This window comes from Pluralibacter sp. (assembly GCF_019237635.1).
GTDB lineage: Bacteria > Pseudomonadota > Gammaproteobacteria > Enterobacterales > Enterobacteriaceae > Enterobacter_B.
In genome coordinates this window covers 42,027-59,197 of the sequence record NZ_JAFAGS010000121.1, presented here as the reverse complement: position 1 = coordinate 59,197, position 17,171 = coordinate 42,027, and the positions used below count along the sequence as shown (strand labels likewise).

The 17,171-nt window shown below is 55.0% G+C and carries 15 protein-coding genes; 7 read left to right on the top strand and 8 right to left on the bottom strand.

Features of this window, described 5'->3' with window-relative positions; translation table 11 throughout:
- Nucleotides 1-11 precede the first annotated feature (11 nt).
- A complete protein-coding gene (gene tssB, locus JO226_RS14230) occupies nt 12-506 on the bottom strand; it encodes a type VI secretion system contractile sheath small subunit (protein ID WP_293600091.1) in 495 nt (164 codons plus the stop codon).
- A gap of 537 nt (nt 507-1,043) precedes the next feature.
- Between tssB and JO226_RS14225 the strand changes: the two genes are divergently transcribed.
- Complete coding sequence (locus tag JO226_RS14225) at nt 1,044-1,730, top strand: B3/4 domain-containing protein (RefSeq protein WP_293600575.1); 687 nt, start codon at nt 1,044-1,046, stop codon at nt 1,728-1,730.
- Nucleotides 1,731-1,793: 63 nt separating this feature from the next.
- Here JO226_RS14225 and fabV read toward each other — a convergent pair whose 3' ends face one another.
- The gene (gene fabV, locus JO226_RS14220) at nt 1,794-2,987 is read right to left on the bottom strand and encodes an enoyl-ACP reductase FabV (RefSeq protein WP_293600090.1); all 1,194 of its coding nucleotides are present in this window, start codon (nt 2,985-2,987) and stop codon (nt 1,794-1,796) included.
- Between the two features lie 384 nt (nt 2,988-3,371).
- Between fabV and JO226_RS14215 the strand changes: the two genes are divergently transcribed.
- Complete coding sequence (locus tag JO226_RS14215; RefSeq protein WP_293600089.1) at nt 3,372-5,084, top strand: GGDEF and EAL domain-containing protein; 1,713 nt, start codon at nt 3,372-3,374, stop codon at nt 5,082-5,084.
- A gap of 196 nt (nt 5,085-5,280) precedes the next feature.
- A complete protein-coding gene (locus tag JO226_RS14210; protein ID WP_293600088.1) occupies nt 5,281-5,799 on the top strand; it encodes a thioredoxin fold domain-containing protein in 519 nt (172 codons plus the stop codon).
- Here JO226_RS14210 and ttrR read toward each other — a convergent pair.
- Both ttrR and ttrS read right to left on the bottom strand, forming a co-directional pair.
- The gene (gene ttrR / locus JO226_RS14205) at nt 5,796-6,410 is read right to left on the bottom strand and encodes a tetrathionate respiration response regulator TtrR (RefSeq protein WP_293600087.1); all 615 of its coding nucleotides are present in this window, start codon (nt 6,408-6,410) and stop codon (nt 5,796-5,798) included. The two genes, JO226_RS14210 and ttrR, sit on opposite strands and share 4 nt — an antisense overlap.
- A complete protein-coding gene (ttrS, locus tag JO226_RS14200; protein ID WP_293600086.1) occupies nt 6,410-8,149 on the bottom strand; it encodes a tetrathionate respiration histidine kinase TtrS in 1,740 nt (579 codons plus the stop codon). Before ttrS ends, ttrR begins: the two co-directional genes overlap by 1 nt.
- 178 nt (nt 8,150-8,327) lie before the next feature.
- Here ttrS and ttrB point away from each other — a divergent pair, with 178 nt between their 5' ends.
- The 4 genes from ttrB (at nt 8,328) to JO226_RS14180 (ending at nt 13,611) form a co-directional block, all read left to right on the top strand.
- Nucleotides 8,328-9,065, top strand: a complete 738-nt coding sequence (gene ttrB, locus JO226_RS14195; protein ID WP_293600085.1) for a tetrathionate reductase subunit TtrB — start codon at nt 8,328-8,330, stop codon at nt 9,063-9,065.
- A complete protein-coding gene (gene ttrC / locus JO226_RS14190) occupies nt 9,062-10,084 on the top strand; it encodes a tetrathionate reductase subunit TtrC (RefSeq protein ID WP_293600084.1) in 1,023 nt (340 codons plus the stop codon). Before ttrB ends, ttrC begins: the two co-directional genes overlap by 4 nt.
- Nucleotides 10,077-13,151, top strand: a complete 3,075-nt coding sequence (ttrA, locus tag JO226_RS14185; protein ID WP_293600083.1) for a tetrathionate reductase subunit TtrA — start codon at nt 10,077-10,079, stop codon at nt 13,149-13,151. Before ttrC ends, ttrA begins: the two co-directional genes overlap by 8 nt.
- A 220-nt stretch (nt 13,152-13,371) precedes the next feature.
- The gene (locus JO226_RS14180) at nt 13,372-13,611 is read left to right on the top strand and encodes a late histone H1 (RefSeq protein ID WP_293600082.1); all 240 of its coding nucleotides are present in this window, start codon (nt 13,372-13,374) and stop codon (nt 13,609-13,611) included.
- A gap of 58 nt (nt 13,612-13,669) precedes the next feature.
- Here JO226_RS14180 and JO226_RS14175 read toward each other — a convergent pair whose 3' ends face one another.
- The 4 genes from JO226_RS14175 to JO226_RS14160 all read right to left on the bottom strand — a co-directional run bounded on the left by JO226_RS14175 (nt 13,670) and on the right by JO226_RS14160 (nt 17,149).
- Nucleotides 13,670-14,272 carry a LuxR C-terminal-related transcriptional regulator gene (locus tag JO226_RS14175; RefSeq protein WP_293600081.1) on the bottom strand — a complete coding sequence of 201 codons (603 nt, stop codon included), beginning with the start codon at nt 14,270-14,272 and terminating at the stop codon, nt 13,670-13,672.
- 7 nt (nt 14,273-14,279) lie between these two features.
- The gene (locus JO226_RS14170; RefSeq protein WP_293600080.1) at nt 14,280-14,738 is read right to left on the bottom strand and encodes a hypothetical protein; all 459 of its coding nucleotides are present in this window, start codon (nt 14,736-14,738) and stop codon (nt 14,280-14,282) included.
- A 411-nt stretch (nt 14,739-15,149) separates the two neighbouring features.
- On the bottom strand, nt 15,150-16,067 hold the full coding sequence (locus JO226_RS14165; protein WP_293600079.1) for an AEC family transporter: 918 nt from the start codon (nt 16,065-16,067) through the stop codon (nt 15,150-15,152).
- Nucleotides 16,068-16,078: 11 nt separating this feature from the next.
- The gene (locus JO226_RS14160) at nt 16,079-17,149 is read right to left on the bottom strand and encodes a TauD/TfdA family dioxygenase (RefSeq protein WP_293600078.1); all 1,071 of its coding nucleotides are present in this window, start codon (nt 17,147-17,149) and stop codon (nt 16,079-16,081) included.
- Nucleotides 17,150-17,171 lie beyond the last annotated feature (22 nt).

Below are 17,171 nucleotides of genomic sequence, written 5' to 3'. Positions count from 1 at the left end.
TATTTTATCCGTTATTCTTTTGGCGCAAGCGCGGCAATTTCACTGCGTAATTCACTACTCAGCGCGGGATCCCGTAGTATTGTTTCCAGTTCACGGCGGAACGTGGCGTTGTCCAGGAGATTTGATTTGAGGTCGCGTAATAAACTGCGCATCGCCAGCATCGCCTTTAACTGCGGAATTTGCCGGGCAACCTGCTCCGGCTCAAAATCCTGCATGTTTTTAAACGTAAGGCTGACACTTTCTTCGCTGCCATCACCAGCCAACGTATTTTCAACAGCAAGATTAACGGACGGGGAAAATTCTGAGAGCACGCTGTTGAAGTTGTTTTTATTGATATTAACTTTTTCTCGTTCGGATAATGGCCGCTGTTCCTCACCATGACTAAAATCGCCCGTTACCAGCAGCTTTAGCGGCAACTCCACTTTTTTCTTTGCGCTACCTGTGTGCAGATCTAATTTTAAGTTAACACGTGCCTTCGGCACCTCATTCTGAAAGCTGTCGCTCATAAATCCCTCTTTGTGATCGCCATTGATGATTCCTGTAACTTTATTCCTTACAAAAAATAGTAGCGCGATCCACTACATCAGATCAATATTTCAGATCTTTGATCTGATATAAGAAATTTCTTAAGAATTTTATGCTAATGTAAAACGATATCGTCTGCTAATTAATCAGCACCGATTCGTTTTACTGACTGTCTTTTATAGAAAAAATGGTGTTATTCGCTGTAATGACCCACAATAGCAGCCAGATACCGAAAAGCAGAGAGGCAATTGATTTAGATCAATACTCATGCCAAACAGCCATATACCCCATGATATAGCGGTAGTTATATTCAGAATTTTACGTTTTGACTATTTCTCTTACTTTATAAAATCTCGAAAAGTCCTATTTCGGACATCGTTTCCCCTTCAAAAATAAAATTCCTGCACCTGTTTTTTCTGGCGCACCCTGCCAAATTCCGCATTCCGCTGCCGTTATCTGATAACCTGCACGACGGGTAACCACGATAATGTGTAAAACAATGATGACAGGATGACATGATGCCTTCTCTGCTCCCTTCGATAAGCCCTGAACTTGCCCGTATTGCGCCGGGTTTTCGGGCTCTCAGTATCTCCGTCGTTTCTGCGCCTGTATGTGATGTTCGGGTTGGCGAGATGGCGTTACACGACGCCTGTCAGGCCGTGCTTAACGGGCAACCGCAATGGGCTCAGGACCATCTGAATGCCTGGGGCGATGTGTTCAAGGCGTTTGGCGCAAAACCTAAACGTACGCCGAGTTCCGCCGAAGCGTTACGCAAACGCGTTCTTCGCGACGGGACGATGGCGGCGCTGGACCCGGTCGTCGATCTCTACAATGCGGTCAGCCTGCGCTACGCCGTACCGGTGGGAGGGGAAAACATCGCCGCGTATAGCGGCTCGCCCCGGCTGGTTTTTGCTGACGGAACGGAAACCTTTGACACCCTAAAAGAAGGCGTTGCCGCCATTGAATCGCCAGAAGCTGGCGAGGTCATCTGGCGCGACGATACCGGCGTGACCTGCCGTCGCTGGAACTGGCGCCAGGGTCTGCGAACCCGGTTAAGCGCTTCGGCGCCGTCGATGTGGTTTATTCTTGAAAGCCTGCCAGCCATGCCCATTGACGAGCTACACGCTGCCGGAAAAATGCTGACCGACGGTCTGGAAAAAATGATGCCGGACTTACGCTATGAGACCACGTTGCTGGGTCTTTAAAGAGGGTGTAAAAAAAGGGGCTTACGCCCCTTTTTTCTTCTGCATCGCTGTGACAGTGACAAATTACAGCGTGACGACATCGAACTCCACTTCCGGGTTCACGTCGGCATCGTAATCCACTTCGGCAAAACCGAAACCAAACAGGTTCAGGAACTCCAGCTTATAACCCGCGTAGTCCGTTTCCTGAGTCAGGTTTTCAGTGGTGATCAGCGGCCACAGGTCACGGCACGCCTGCTGGATATCTTCACGCAGCTCCCAGTCATCCATGCGGATACGCTGATTGTCATCAAGCGCCGGCGTGTCGCCGTAAAGGCTGGTGGTCATCAGGCGATTAATCTGCTCAATGCACCCTTCGTGAATCCCCTGCTCTTTCATTAATTTGAAGACCATAGAGATATACAGCGGCATGACCGGGATAGCCGAAGAGGCCTGGGTTACAACAGACTTCAGTACCGCAACGTTTGCCGAACCGTGCAGCGGCGCCAGCTGATCACGCAGCGCTTTCGCCGCGCGATCGAGATCTTCTTTCGCTTTGCCCAGCGCGCCGTGCCAGTAGATTGGCCACGTCAGGTCAGTACCGATGTAGGAGTACGCCACGGTCTTCACGCCATCCGCCAACACGTTGGCTTTGCTCAGCGCGTCGATCCACAGCTCCCAGTCTTCGCCGCCCATCACAGTAACGGTATTCTGTACTTCTTCTTCGGTGGCGGGTTCAATGCTGGCCGTCGTGAGCTGATCCTTGTTGGTATCAATCGCTTTCGACGTGTAAACCTCACCGATAGGCTTCAGCGCAGAGCGGACGATTTCACCGGTCTTCGGCATCTTGCGCACCGGAGAAGCCAGCGAATACACCACTAAGTCGATTTGCCCAAGGTCCTCTTTGATGAGCTTGATAACCTCATCGCGGCACTCATCGGAGAACGCGTCGCCGTTGATGCTCTTAGAATACAGCCCTTCACTTTTGGCGGCTTCGTCAAACGCGGCGGCGTTATACCAGCCCGCAGAGCCAGGCTTAGCATCGGTGCCCGGTTTTTCAAAGAACACGCCGATAGTCGCCGCGCCGCTGCCAAACGCGGCAGAGATACGCGAAGCAAGCCCGTAACCGGTAGAGGCGCCAATAACCAGCACCCGGGCAGGACCTTTGGCCATTTGCCCGTTTTTCTTCACATAGTCGATTTGTCTGTTCACATTGGCCTTGCAGCCAGTGGGATGCGTTGTCGTACAGATGAATCCACGGATTTTTGGTTTGATTATCATATTGATTACTAATTAAGTTTGCTTTTTGGGATGTCACGTAGCGCAATGATACCGTCTTTTACGGCACTGTAGAAATGATTAATGATCTGACGGCCCCGCCAGCGCGCTAAAAACGCCCTGTGCGTACGCGCTCACGCATCGGCAGCGCGGCATCGTCGTCTGAGCACAACAACCAATTGTTATCGATTGCGCTTATGTTAAACTAAATAATGAATAGTTCAGTAAAATTTAATAATGAATTAACGTTTTCACCCTAAATTGAGTATAAAAAGAGAGCAAATCCATGCGCTATTATACAGACATGTATGATACCTTACTGGGCTCCTCCGACATTAATGAAGACTGATAATAGCCTGTTCTTTGGCACTCAAAGGTAATTCTCCGTTGAACGCTACAGAAAAAGACATTGCGGACTATATTTCCGCGCTTAATGCCCATGCCATCGTGGCTATCACCAATCAGAAAGGGGTGATTGTTCAGGTCAACGATCGCTTCTGTGAAATCTCGCAATACTCGCGCGACGAACTTTGCGGCAATACGCATAAACTGATCAACTCCGGCTACCATCCGCCCCGCTTTTTTAAAGAGTTCTGGAATACGATCACCCACGGACGTATCTGGCAGGGCGAAGTCTGCAACCGCGCAAAAGATGGATCGATATACTGGGTCTACAGCACCATTGTGCCTTTTGTCGGGGATGACGGGAAACCCGAGAAATACATTGCCATTCGCGCCGATATCACCAAGCTCAAACATGTTGAGCAGGAAGCCCAGCGCCTGAGTCGTCAGGACGATCTGACCGGATTATTCAACCGCCGCATGTTTGCCGAACGTTTTCTGGAGGCGCAGCGCGACTCCGCGCTGAACGGGCAGTTCTGCGCCCTGTTGTCCATCGACCTCGATGGTTTTAAAGGGTTTAACGATCATTTCGGCCACGGGCACGGCGACAAACTGCTGATTGAGCTGGCGCGACGTTTAGCAGAGTGCACCCGTAAGCGCGACACCGTCGCCCGTATGGGCGGCGATGAGTTTTTAATGATCCTCACCGATCTCGGCGATAACGCTGACACGGCCATCGAAAATGCGGCCAAAATCGGCAAACGCATCCTGAAAGCGATGGCGGCGCCCTACTTTTTGCCCGACTCGGCGCACAGCACCTCCCGTAAACAGAGCAGACTGTCGATTTCAGGCAGCATCGGCGGACGCATCTTTTTTGGCAACCATATCACCATGGATGAACTGCTGGTGCAGGTCGACCAGGCGCTGTACCAGGCCAAAAACAACGGTAAAAACCAGCTGGTGTTCTACGAAACGGACCGGGCGCAGCATGAGGCTATCCGTAAAAACATCGCCCTGGAGATCTCGCTTCGCAGCGCGCTGGAGCGCGGCGAGATGTATATGCAATACCAACCGATTGTCGACGCGCAGCAGAATATTCTCGGTATGGAGGCCCTGTCGCGCTGGCACTCCGCTGAGCACGGGCTGATTTCCCCGGCGCAATTTATCCCGCTGGCGGAACGCGCAGGGCTGATTGGCAGTATCGGGATGTGGGCGCTGGAAACGGGCTGTAAACAGCTCGCCGCCTGGACGCAGGATGCGGAAAAAGCGGCGTGGACGTTGAGCGTTAACGTCAGCGCGCTACAGTTCAACGCCCCCTCATTCTTTGATGACGTGCTCAATATTCTCTCGCGTACCCACATTCCGCCGCACAAGCTGATTCTTGAGGTGACGGAAAATATCTTCCTCAATGCGCAAGGCAGTCCATTGCAGGAGGGAATTCGTCGGCTGATGGCGCACGGCGTCGGCATCGCGCTTGACGATTTCGGTACCGGCTACTCGTCGATGAACTATCTGCGCAATCTGCCGATCACACGGATTAAAATTGATCGCACATTTATTAGCGAAGTGGCGCACAGCAAGAAAGACCAGGGTATTGTCAGCGCAATGCTGACCCTCGCCAGCGCGCTGGATCTCCAGGTGGTCGCCGAAGGGGTAGAAACCACCGCGCAATTTGACTATCTGAAAGACGCCGGTTGTAGCGCCTTTCAGGGGTATTTATTTGCAAAACCGCAGGATATTTCGGCCTTCACGTCTTAACCGCGTGGGGGCGCCCTCTTACTCCGTTCTTCCATTTCTCCGCTTATTTGGCTGATTCAGGGAAAGTTGTTGCTCAAGTGTTTCTGACAGTCGTGTTAACATTGACCACCGTTGCGGGTGATAACAACGCCTGATTTGCTAAACGAGGGATACCGTGAAAGCTGTGACATTGATGGCCCTGCCACTGGTGTGGGCAATGAGTTTTAGCGTTTTTTCCGCCGCCGGTCCGGCAAGCGTTAACGCCAGTACGGCCGAGGCATTTAAGGATCTCAACCGTACGCTGCCCGGGCTCGCGCCCATCACCTTCCCGGCGGCCAATGAAAAGCACAAGGTTCTCGTGTTTATTGATAACCAGTGCACTTTCTGCTCGCAGGTGGTGAAGAATGTCCCGCGCTACAATGACGCCGGGTTGACGATGTCGTTTCTGACGGTCGCCCCGCCGTCCATTCGCGACTCGGTGATTGAGGATATGGGCCGCGTATGGTGTTCAGCGGATCGTAAAAAGAGCCTGCAGGCCGCGATGGCCGGTTTTCTGCCGGGCAATGGCACCAGCGCGAGCTGTTCCGACGAGATAGTCCAACAGTCCGCGCTGGCCGAACGCCTGGGCATTAAACTCACCCCGACGATGATCGTGCTGGATAACCCGCCGCAGGTTATTCTGGGCAGTGCGAAACCGGCGGAGATTCTGGAGAAACTCAGCAGAAAAACATTCTAGCAACGGCCCCCGTCAGCCTGATGCGCGCTATTGTCCCGTAATTTATCCATCTGTGACACCAGCATAGCCAGGCTGACCACCGACATTTTTTCCATCACCCTGGCGCGATGCACCTCAACGGTGCGCAGGGAAATGCTGAGCTTATCGGCAATATCTTTATTCATCGACCCGCTCGCTACCAGCGCCGCCACCTGCTTTTCTTTTGCCGTCAGCGACGCATAGCGCTGTCTTATTTGCGCGGTATCCACCAACTGTCTTGAGTGCTGGTAGCCCCGCTCGATGGCTGCGCTCAGCGGTTCCTGCGCCACCGGCTTTTGCAGAAAATCCACCGCTCCCAGCTTCATCTCCCCGACCGCCATCGGTACATCGCCGTGGCCGGTAAGAAATACCACCGCCAGCGTACTTCTCGCGCCGCGCAGATACGCGAAGACCGCATGCCCGTCCGGCGGCGGCATGCGCATGTCAAGCAGTACAACCCCTTCCTGATCCAGCGCGGCCTGCGCAAGAAACGCGCCGCTGTCGTTCCAGCACTGTACCGCGTAACCCATTCCCGCCAGTAAAAAACGGCACGCGTCGGTCACCGCCTCGTCATCGTCCACCAGATAAATCATCACGCCTCCATCGGTCGTCGCGGTAGCGCCAGCGTGACCCGCAATCCCTGCCGCGAATCTGGCGCTACTTGGTTTTCAAGCTGAATATCGCCTTTTATGTTGCGCAGCAGGCGCTGGCTTATCACCAGCCCCAGCCCCATACCGTCCTGACGCGAGCTGCGAAAAGGCTGGAAAATCACCGCCATCTGCGCAGGCGTAATACCGCCTGCATTATCCGTCAGGGTCAGCGCCAGATGCGCCTCCTCGCGAGTCAGCGTTACCCACAGCGAGGTGGCTCCGGCCTGTACGGCGTTCAGCATCACATTCGCCAGCACCTGCTCCAGCAACACCGGGGGTAATGCGACCGTCAGCGCGCGGTCGCCGTCAATGTTCAGCGATACGCCCGGGTGGACCTGCGTCATCCGCAGCAACGCCCAGACGCGTTCCAGCGTGTCGATGACGCCCGAGGTCGTCCATGTCGTCGGCCCGTTATCCGCCCCGCTTTCACTGGTGGCCCACTGGCGCAGGTTGCGAATAATCGCGCCGCCGCGCTCGGCCTGTTTTTCTATCAGGCCTATCGCCTCCCGCACCGACTGCGGTTCCCCGTTATCAGGCAAGCGCAGCAGACAGCCCTGCGCGTACATGCGGATCGCCGACAGCGGCTGGTTAAGCTCGTGGGCGAAACCTGACGCCATCTCCCCAAGCAGGCTCATACGCTGCGCCTGTTCCAGCGCCTGCTGCTGGCTGCGCAGCGCGTCGTTGGCCTTCTCTAAGGCCCGCCCGCGGCGGTTAACCAGAATCATCACCCAGATATAGTTGGCCAGGGCGACCAGCAAGAGCGCCAGCAGAATGCCCAGCGCCAGTTGATGCTGAATCAGCCAGCTTTTGATCGTCAGCCCCAGCCGCTGCTGCTCCGGATGCTGGTTCAGCTCCCGTAGCAACGACTCCACCTCGCTTGTGGAGGTCGGCGCGCCCCATCGGTAAGTATCCCCGGCATGACGAACAAGCAGAGTCCGCGTAACGGCATCCGCCACCGCGTCGCTCACCCCCGGCAGCGCGCCAAAGGACCAGTCAGGATACAGCGCGGTGCTGGTCAGACAAGGCTGCGGGGAGGGTTGCGCCAGCAGCGCGCGAAAGCGCCTTTTATCCACCAGCCCCTCTTTATCCATGCTTTCCAGCAGGCACAGCGGGACGATCGCCGCCGATATCGCCTCTTCGCGCAGCAGATAAATCAGAGCATCCGCCGGGAACCCGCTAAAGCGCAGACGAAAATCATCGCCGGGGCGTAACCCGGCGTCATGCAGCGCCTTATACCCCAGCAGATAGCCGCCGAACGCCAGCGGGTCCACCGCCCCGACCGTGGTGCCGATGAGATCGTGCGGCGTGGCGATCGCGCTGTCGCGGCGCACCAGAATCACGCTGCCGGTGGCTTTGCTGGTCTCTTCGCCCTCGCGTGTCCCGCGCAGCGACGCCAGCCAGCGCAGATGGTAGTTGCTGTTGAGCTGCACAAACTGCGCCGGATTGGTGAGGACGAACTGGATACGTTGCTGGTTGACCGCCTCACGCATCCCCGCAAGGTCGAGCGGCTGTAGCTGAAAATGCTCGCCAGGTACGGCGCGATTGAGCGTCTCCACCAGCGGCTGCCACTGCATTTTTGTGACAGCATCACCGCGTAGCGCCAGAACGCCGATCGTCCACTGCGCCGCCATCAGCGCGGGAGAGAGGAGTAAACAGAGCGTCAGCAGGATGATGTTTTTCATGACGCATTCATATCAGACATGAAACCTCGGCATTTGTTTTAGATCAATCCCCGTCCGTATATGTGGTTAACCACAATAGAGGGTGACCAAAGAGAATTTTTACACTGTAAATCATAGCGTTTGATTATGCGTTGCCATGTTTCACTTTTCTCTTAACCGCGAACGCAGCGGAGGTCCCATGGACATCAGTAAACGACAATTTTTACAACAGCTGGGCGTGATTACCGCTGGCGCATCGCTGGTCCCCCTCGCGCAAGCGTCAATTTCCCTGCGGCCTGAACGCCGGGAAGGGTCGGAGCAACATCGCTATGCGATGCTTATCGACCTGCGCCGCTGTATCGGCTGCCAGTCCTGCACCGTCAGCTGCGCCATCGAAAACCAGACGCCGCAGGGCGCGTTTCGCACCACCGTCAACCAGTATCAGGTCAGACTGAGCGGGCGCGACGAGGTGACCAACGTGCTGCTGCCCCGCCTGTGCAACCACTGCGATTCGCCGCCGTGCGTACCGGTGTGTCCGGTGCAGGCCACCTTCCAGCGCAAAGACGGGATTGTGGTTATCGACAACACCCGCTGCGTCGGCTGCGCCTACTGCGTACAGGCATGCCCGTACGACGCGCGTTTTATCAACCACGATACCCAGACGGCGGATAAATGCACCTTTTGCGCGCACCGACTGGAGGCGGGGCTGTTACCCGCCTGCGTGGAGTCCTGCGTCGGCGGCGCAAGAATGATCGGCGACCTCAAAGACCCGGCCAGCACCATCAGCAGGATGCTGGCCCAACACCACGCGGAGGTAAAGGTGCTCAAGCCGGAGAATAACACTCAGCCGCAGGTGTTTTACCTGGGTCTGGACGAGGCCTTTGTCACGCCGCTACAGGGACATGCCCAACCGGCGCTCTGGCAGGAGGTAATATGACACGGATAATGATCGACGAAGTGCTGGCGCAACCCCAGGCGATTACCTGGCTGCCCTGGGCCGTGCAGTACTTTTTCTTTATCGGCATCGCGGCCTGCGCCACCCTGCTGGCGGCGGCCGCACGCTGGATACCGCGTGGCGACAGCCTGCAATTGCAGCGCCTGTGCCTGTTTATCGCCCTGACCTGCGCCATCACCGCGCCGCTGGCCCTGACGGCGGATCTGCACCAGACCGCCCGTTTCTGGCACTTCTACGCCTGGCCGACGCCGTGGTCATGGATGCCGTGGGGAGCGCTGTTTTTACCGCTGTTTACCCTGCTACTGGGGCTGTGGTTCACCGACTTCCATCTCAACGCCCTGACCGGGAGACGCCTGCCGTTGAACGGCGCAGTCGCGGCAGGCGCATCGCTCACCGCTATCGGCCTGCTGCTCTACACGGGGCGGGAAGTCTCGGTGGTGCTGGCGCGCCCGCTGTGGTTTAGCTACGGGTTCCCGGTAGCCATGTTCATGAGCGCCCTGCAGGCGCTGCTGGCAATGCTCGCCGCGCTGCTGCGCCAGCATGCCGCCCTTGCCAGGACGCTGGCACGAAGCCACATCCTCACGTTGGCGCTGCTGGCGGTCATTATGACGGTATGGATGGCGGGCGATACGCTCTCCGGGCAAAGCCTGCGCCAGTGGTGGCGATTGAGCAACGACGCGCGCTTTTACATGATAACGGCCGTCGCGTTGTGGTTGCTGGCGACCGGCAGCGCGCTGTACACCAGCTACCGCCCGTTTGGGAGCGCGACCGCCCTGCTTCTGGCGCTCAGCGCCATGGGGCTTAGCTGGCTTCTGCGCTGGGCCTTTCTCATCGGCGGCCAGACCATTCCTAAATATAACGCGCTGGCAAATCCGTACCACCTGCCGCCCGGTACCGACGGCCTGCTGGCTATCGTCGGCACCTTCGGCCTGTGGCTCGCCCTGATTATTATTGTTCGCGAGGGCCTGAGCTGGCTCTCAAGGAGACGACAACATGGCTAAATTATCCCGTCGACAGTGGCTGAAAATTGGTCTGGCCGCAGGCGGCTTTGCCGCTTTCGGGCTGAGCTATCGCGATATCGCTAAACGTGCGGTCGAGGGTCTGGTGAACGGCACCTCCGGGAAAATCACCCGCGACCGTATTTTCGGCAACGCGCTTCCCCCCGAGGCTACCGCCCAGGGTCCCTGGCGCGCCAATCCCGATCAGAGCCTGTCGATGACACAGTGTTTTGGTTGCTGGACTCAGTGCGGTCTGCGGGTACGGGTGGATCGTAAAACCAATACGGTGCTGCGCATCGCTGGTAATCCCTGGCATCCGCTCTCCCATGAACACCCGTTTGACGCCGCCCTGCCGTTTACTCAGGCCATGGAGAAACTCGCCGGCGAAAGCGGTCTGGAGTCCCGCTCGACGGCTTGCGCCCGGGGCGCGACGCTGCTTGAAAGCCTCTACAGCCCCTACCGCATCCTGACGCCGATGAAACGAGCGGGAAAACGCGGTGAAGGCAAATGGCAGCGCATCAGCTTTGAACAGCTGATTAACGAGGTGGTGGAAGGCGGCGATCTGTTTGGCGAGGGGCATGTGGACGGTCTGCGCGCCATTCGCGACCTGCAAACGCCGATCGACCCGGCGCACCCGGCGTTTGGTCCGAAGGCCAACCAGCTGCTGGTGACCAACACCAGCGACGAGGGACGCGACAGTTTTCTGCGTCGCTTTGCGCTCAACAGCTTCGGCTCAAAAAACTTCGGCGCCCACGGCGCGTATTGCGGCCTGGCGTGGCGTGCGGGTTCCGGCGCCACGCTTGGCGATTTGGATAAGAACCCTCACGTTAAGCCCGACTGGGAACACGTTGAATTTGCGCTGTTCATCGGCACCTCGCCCGCGCAGTCGGGCAACCCGTTCAAGCGCCAGGCGCGACAGCTCGCCAGCGCAAGGCTGCGGGAAAGCTTCAACTATGTGGTGGTCGCCCCAGCGCTTCCGCTCACCACCGTGATGGCGGACGATCGCGGCCACTGGCTTGCGGTGAAGCCTGGCACCGATTCGGCGCTGACGATGGCGATGATCCGCTGGATAATCGAAAACCGCCGCTATCAGGAAAGCTATCTGCGTATCCCGCACCCACAGGCGATGCAGCGCCTCGGCGAGAAAAGCTGGACCAACGCCAGTTGGCTGGTCATCACCGATGACGACCACCCGCTGGCGGGACAACACCTGAAAACCGCGCATCTCGCGGACATGCCCAGCGATACGGACGACGCGCTGGTTGTCGATAGCCACGGCGATATCGTTCCGGCCAGCCAGTGCGATCAGGCCGTGCTGGAGGTTAACCGCCCGCTGACGCTGAAAGATGGTTCATCGGTGACAGTGAAAAGCAGCTTTCAGTGTCTGAAAGAGTCGGCGCAAGCCTTAACCTACGCGCAATACAGCGCCCACTGCGGCATCGCGCAAACGCAGATTATCTCGCTGGCGCAGGCGTTCACCGCCCACGGACGCAAAGCCGCCGCCATCGCCCACGGCGGGATGATGTCCGGTAACGGCTTCTACAACGCCTGGTCGGTAATGATGCTCAACGTGCTGCTGGGTAACCTGAGTCTGGAAGGCGGTGTTTTTGTCGGCGGCGGGAAGTTCAACGGCCTGACCGACGGCCCCTGCTACAACATGACGCAGTTCCCCGGTAAAGTCGCGCCCAAAGGGTTGAGCATCGCCCGCAGCAAAACAGCCTATGAAACCTCAGAGGAATTCCGCCAGAAACAAGCCAGCGGCCGCTCCCCATGGCCCGCGAAAGCGCCGTGGTATCCGTTCGTCGCCGGGCAGTTAACGGAGCTGCTGCCCTCGGCGCTGGACGGGTATCCCTATCCGCTGAAGGCGTGGATTTCGAATATGACCAACCCGCTGTACGGCGTCCCCGGGCTGAGCCAGCTGATCGGGGAGCGGCTGAAAGACCCGCAGCGCCTGCCGCTGTTCATCGCGATCGACGCGTTTATGAACGAAACCACCGCGCTTGCGGATTATCTGATCCCGGATACGCACAACTTTGAGAGCTGGGGGTTTACCGCCCCGTGGGCGGGCGTCGCCAGTAAAACCACCACCGCCCGCTGGCCCATTGTCGCCCCGGCGACGTCCAGAACAGCCAACGGCGAAGCGATATCGATGGAAGCATTCTGCATCGCCGTGGCAAAACGCCTGCAGTTGCCGGGTTTCGGCGACGAGGGGCTCACTGACAGCCAGGGCAAGCCGCTGCCGTTAAACCGGGCGGAAGACTACTATCTGCGGATGGCGGCGAACATTGCTTTTGCCGGGAAAAAACCGCTGCCGGAGGCCAGTCCACAGGAGATAGCGCTCTCTGGCGTCGACCATATCTGGCCTGAAATCGCCAACACGCTAAAGCGCGAAGAATTCCTCCGGGTCGCGTTCCTTTACAGTCGCGGCGGACGGTTCGCGCCGGAAGCCTCCGGACGTCAGGATGGCACAGTGGGCGCCGCCTGGGCGACGCCGCTGCAAATCTGGAACAGCGAGGTGGCCGTGCATCGTTATGCCATGACCGGCGAACGCTATAGCGGCTGTCCGAAATGGTATCCGCCGCGGTTATCCGACGGACGCGCGGTTGACGAGGTGTATCCGCCAGCCGACTGGCCGATGCAGCTGATGTCGTTTAAATCGAACCTGATGAGCAGCTCCACCACCATGATCGAACGGCTGCACCACGTTAAACCGTCGAATCTGGTCGCCATGAACCCGGTCGACGGCGCGCGTTTGCACCTCCGCCACGGCGATAAGGTGAAGATAACCACGCCCGGCGGCAGCGTCGAAGCCCAGATAAGCCTGCTGATGGGCGTGATGCCCGGCGTTATCGCCGTCGAGCACGGGTACGGGCATAAAGAAATGGGCGCGCGCCAGCACTGGCTGGACGGTGAACCGCTCGCCTGGCAGCCGCAGATTGCCTCGGGCATCAATATCAACGATCTCGGTTTTCAGGACCCGACCCGGACGGTTGCAGGTACCTGGCTTGACTGGGTCACCGGCGCCTCCGTACGCCAGGGGCTTCCGGCAAAGGTGCAAAAAATAAGCTGAACTGAGCCACCTGACCTTTCTTTGGAAAGGTCAGGTGGTATCGTTAAAGTGCTGGCGAAAATATTTACATTCACCAATGAATAAATAATTACCCGCAGCCATTTACGCCTGCTTAATAATTTACCCGCGACTTCCTCTGATCAATTTATTATTCTCCCGTCGCAGGATTATATTCCCTGTCAATGCTTACTTTTTAAAAAACAATCATCGGGATCGCGAAATGAAAAAAGTCACACTGTTAGTTGCTGCATGCACATTTATGGTTTGTGGGATGGCGAACGCCGCGAATGGCCAGGCCGTCGCTAATGCAAAAGCGGCATGCCAGAGCAACCCAACGCAGTGCGCAAATGCGAAATCGCAGGCGAAAAAGGAAGCGCAAGCAGCTAAAGATGCCTGCGCGAAAAACCCGTCGGCATGTAACAATGCGAAGTCACAAGCTAAAAAGGCCATGAGCCAATAAGCATAAAGGCAGCAGAGTCACCTCTACTGCCTTTATAAATGATCTGACTGGCTAACGGCTATATAGCCATTTCCTGCACCTGCAGTTTCCGCTTTAGCGCCAGGTCATCACTCACGCCAAATTTTCGCATAATATTGCGCTTATGTGAGCTAATTGTTTTTTGACTGCGAAACAGCGAACGGGATATTTCCACCCCGCTTTTCCCATCGCGAATAAATGCCAGGATTTTAGATTCCGTCTCGGTGAGCGATACGGGCGACGTTTTCGGCGCCTGTCCCTCTTTGAGACTCCGAACAAAAGGACTTAAAAACCGCTTGTGTCGATGGCTGCAGTCAACAATGTCTTTGATCTCAAACTGGTGATCGTCGACGCACAGCAGCGAACAACGGCTTTGCGTCAGAAGCGCCGTGATCACGCGCTTTTGCGTCGCGCGTACCAGCACCAGTAACCGGCCCTGGCTCCCGGGTAACGCGGAAATATCGATATCCAGTTCAGCCGTCAGATCGAGAACCGACAGGTTCGGCGGCGTACTTTCGCCGTCAGATGGCAGGACTGACCAGCACCACCCCGGATTGCTGGCGGCAAGATGATCGAATCCCAGACTTAACGCCTCGGACCAGATGTTTCGCGGTGACGAATAGTGAACATAATAGCTATACATAGAAAGATCACCGTTGTTGATAGAGCGTTGAGATCTGAGCCATTTCAGCCAGCATCGTTAACCACTGATCCGGTGTTTTAATCTCCAGGATAGTGTAAATATTGTGTTTCCAGGAGAACACCGTTTTATAACAGCACCCCCGCTCAATGGAGATATCTTTTGCTGATAGTCCCGCCGAAAATTGCAATAAAATATCCAGTTCCATTTGTGATAAATCGGGCACACGTCGACGCTTAATTGCCGTATCGCCATGTGTGGTCATCTTTTGCAAGGTAACCATCAGCGCATTGGGTAAATCATCTTCGATTAAAATCTCATTTACGCCAACCGCATTCAATAACCTTGATAAGTAGAGATAGCCAGAAGGTATCCACGCAATCGTGTTTATCTTCATTATTTTCAAATAGCGAAAAAGCCGAAGAACCTCAGAAAAATTCGGCCCTACGCCGCCGACACCCACGAGCACGCACATATCCTTATTGACTGAATTGCGAATGTCCTCAATATACGGGGTGGATACCTGATGTAACCAGAGTGGTCGCGATCTACCATCAATAAGATGCTGAGCCAGGGAACGCACAAGCATCCTCGGCTCATACAGCAATATTTTCGACACGGGGCAGCGACCTTGTTTTTTTAATTTAAGCAAGTCGTTATTACCTATCATAATAAAACAGAGGATAATAAAAACAAGATTAAAAACGGTCCAATAATGGACCATGCAAATAGCAAAAATAAACTTTCAGAACGTGATTAATTTATACTACTGGTATTTTCCCTGCACCAATCGTTAGCGGACACTGTCGCAAAGATCAGTAACGTGAAAGGCTGGCAAACTGACCCTGCCGGGCCAGGCATTGCCAGCCCGGCATGAGCGTCAAAACGCCACGCTGCCCAGAATAAACGTGACGGTGATGACTGACAACAGCGTCGTCCAGGTAATGATAGAAGCCATTGCTTCGTGATCCCCCCCCATCTGGCGCGCCAGAATATAGGCGTTACCCGCGCAAGGCACTGCGGAGTAGAGAATGGCGATGCTGGCTGACACTCCGGTAGCACCAAAATAGTTAACCAGCGCGATGGTAATCAACGGCATGGCTACCAATTTAAGTATGGTCGCGTAGGAGATGGAAACCAGCTTGCGGATATGCATGCTGACGATAAGCCCCGCGCCGACTGACATCAGGCTCAGCGGTGTCGCGGCGTTGGACAGATACACGACTAGCTGCTTAATCGCACCGGTGATGTGCAGGTTGCACAGGTTCATCAGTACGCCCAGCAATGCACCGATTATCAGCGGGTTCTTCGTCAGTGCCAGCAGCGCACCACTGAGGCTTTTCTTGCTTCCGGTACCATAATGGTTCATCACCAACACACTCATAATGTTGGTCAAAATGATCATATACGCTACAAAGAAGCCAGAAAGCGCTACGCCCTCGCTACCGAACAATGATTGTGACAATGCGATGAACACATAAGAGTTGTATCTGATTCCCCCTTGAAAAATAGAGGTAAACAAATCTGGCGTGGTATTGAAGAACAATTTTCCGACGAAAATAATCAACGCGATAACCAGTGTGGAAATAATGGTCGCCATCACCGGGTAAAAGTTGTTCGCACCGCTGAAATCCGCCTCACTGATGTCCAATATTAATAGCGCCGGGAAAAACAGATAATAAACAAATTTATCTGAAAACCCCCAAAATATGGCGACATCCTTAATATATATTCTCGACAAATATCCCAAAACGATCAACAAAAAAATAGGTAGTATAGAAAGGAAAACGTTTAGCATAAATTATGACCTTAAATCGAAAAAATACGTTCCTGAACCTGATTGAGGTTACGGTGATTCCATAAGCTTGCTGAAACGAAGACACGCTGTATCCAACGTAACGGCGTGTCTTTTTCATCGAAAGAAGGTATAAATTTATCGCGCGAGTGCAGCGCAAAACGATTATCGATATAAACCAAATCACCTGGGCAAATATTTATTTCGATGGCATTTTTTTTCACCAGACCATGGAAACGTTCCAATGCGGCTTCCGCTCGCGGCGTGCTGGCCGCAATCATACCGGGATAAAAGACGGCGCTGACAAACGGTAACACGCGGTTTTGCGAAATCAGAGGCACCAGTTCGGTCTCTTCGCGTCCGACCTGCGTGGATTGGCGCCAGCGGTACGGTAGTTTAATACGGTACAGTGGACTGGCCAGCGTTTCGATATCCTCGCGGCCTAGCTGCGCGATGGGCAGGCGCGAATCGGAAATGCGCGTCATTGGGCTTTGCGGATCGCGACGCACGCCAGCCAGCAGCAGGCCCATCGGTGAAACGTTGAACTGCTCCAGGTGTTTCAGGGCCGCGTTTTCAATATGGAAGTCCAGTTCGACGTCAAATCCCAGACCGGTATATTCTTTTTTGGCTTCGCGTTTTGGGATCAAATTATTGATCAGTTCTTTTCCCTCGGAATACATCGAATAGGGTTCGCCAATTAACGAAGATATACCGGCCAAAAGGTTTTCACTGATGTTTCCAGATTTAGCCGATGGTGTATATTGATTGGGGCAAGGAGAGAAAAACACTTCTTTATCTACGGGTACGTTTTTTAAAATAAGATACGGTCTTGGTTTGATGGAGGCTTTTTGCTGACTTAACGCAGCGCTTATTCTGTGTGGCAAATGAGTGATCATTGCATTTCGTATGGCATGAATATAAGTATCACCACCTGCAGGGTCGTAAACAATTTTATCCAATGCTGAAAATAACTCGTTCCGTTCCTGAACCGTCATTTGGAATGACGTTTTGGTAATCCATTCGGAGCATTCCTTGTCAATACAAATATGATTAGCAAACTTAATGAATCGAATAAATACTAACATTTAATTATCAAGGTAGAAATCA

What these genes read in the sequence shown, in the direction of transcription:
- ttrR (WP_293600087.1), bottom strand. Translation starts at nt 6,410, where the DNA reads ATGATTTATCTGGTGGACGATGACGAGGCGGTGACCGACGCGTGCCGT.
- ttrA (WP_293600083.1), top strand. Translation starts at nt 10,077, where the DNA reads ATGGCTAAATTATCCCGTCGACAGTGGCTGAAAATTGGTCTGGCCGCA.
- ttrC (WP_293600084.1), top strand. Translation starts at nt 9,062, where the DNA reads ATGACACGGATAATGATCGACGAAGTGCTGGCGCAACCCCAGGCGATT.
- JO226_RS14180 (WP_293600082.1), top strand. Translation starts at nt 13,372, where the DNA reads ATGAAAAAAGTCACACTGTTAGTTGCTGCATGCACATTTATGGTTTGT.
- tssB (WP_293600091.1), bottom strand. Translation starts at nt 506, where the DNA reads ATGAGCGACAGCTTTCAGAATGAGGTGCCGAAGGCACGTGTTAACTTA.
- ttrB (WP_293600085.1), top strand. Translation starts at nt 8,328, where the DNA reads ATGGACATCAGTAAACGACAATTTTTACAACAGCTGGGCGTGATTACC.
- fabV (WP_293600090.1), bottom strand. Translation starts at nt 2,987, where the DNA reads ATGATAATCAAACCAAAAATCCGTGGATTCATCTGTACGACAACGCAT.
- JO226_RS14225 (WP_293600575.1), top strand. Translation starts at nt 1,044, where the DNA reads ATGCCTTCTCTGCTCCCTTCGATAAGCCCTGAACTTGCCCGTATTGCG.
- JO226_RS14165 (WP_293600079.1), bottom strand. Translation starts at nt 16,067, where the DNA reads ATGCTAAACGTTTTCCTTTCTATACTACCTATTTTTTTGTTGATCGTT.
- ttrS (WP_293600086.1), bottom strand. Translation starts at nt 8,149, where the DNA reads ATGAAAAACATCATCCTGCTGACGCTCTGTTTACTCCTCTCTCCCGCG.
- JO226_RS14210 (WP_293600088.1), top strand. Translation starts at nt 5,281, where the DNA reads ATGAGTTTTAGCGTTTTTTCCGCCGCCGGTCCGGCAAGCGTTAACGCC.
- JO226_RS14160 (WP_293600078.1), bottom strand. Translation starts at nt 17,149, where the DNA reads ATGTTAGTATTTATTCGATTCATTAAGTTTGCTAATCATATTTGTATT.
- JO226_RS14175 (WP_293600081.1), bottom strand. Translation starts at nt 14,272, where the DNA reads ATGTATAGCTATTATGTTCACTATTCGTCACCGCGAAACATCTGGTCC.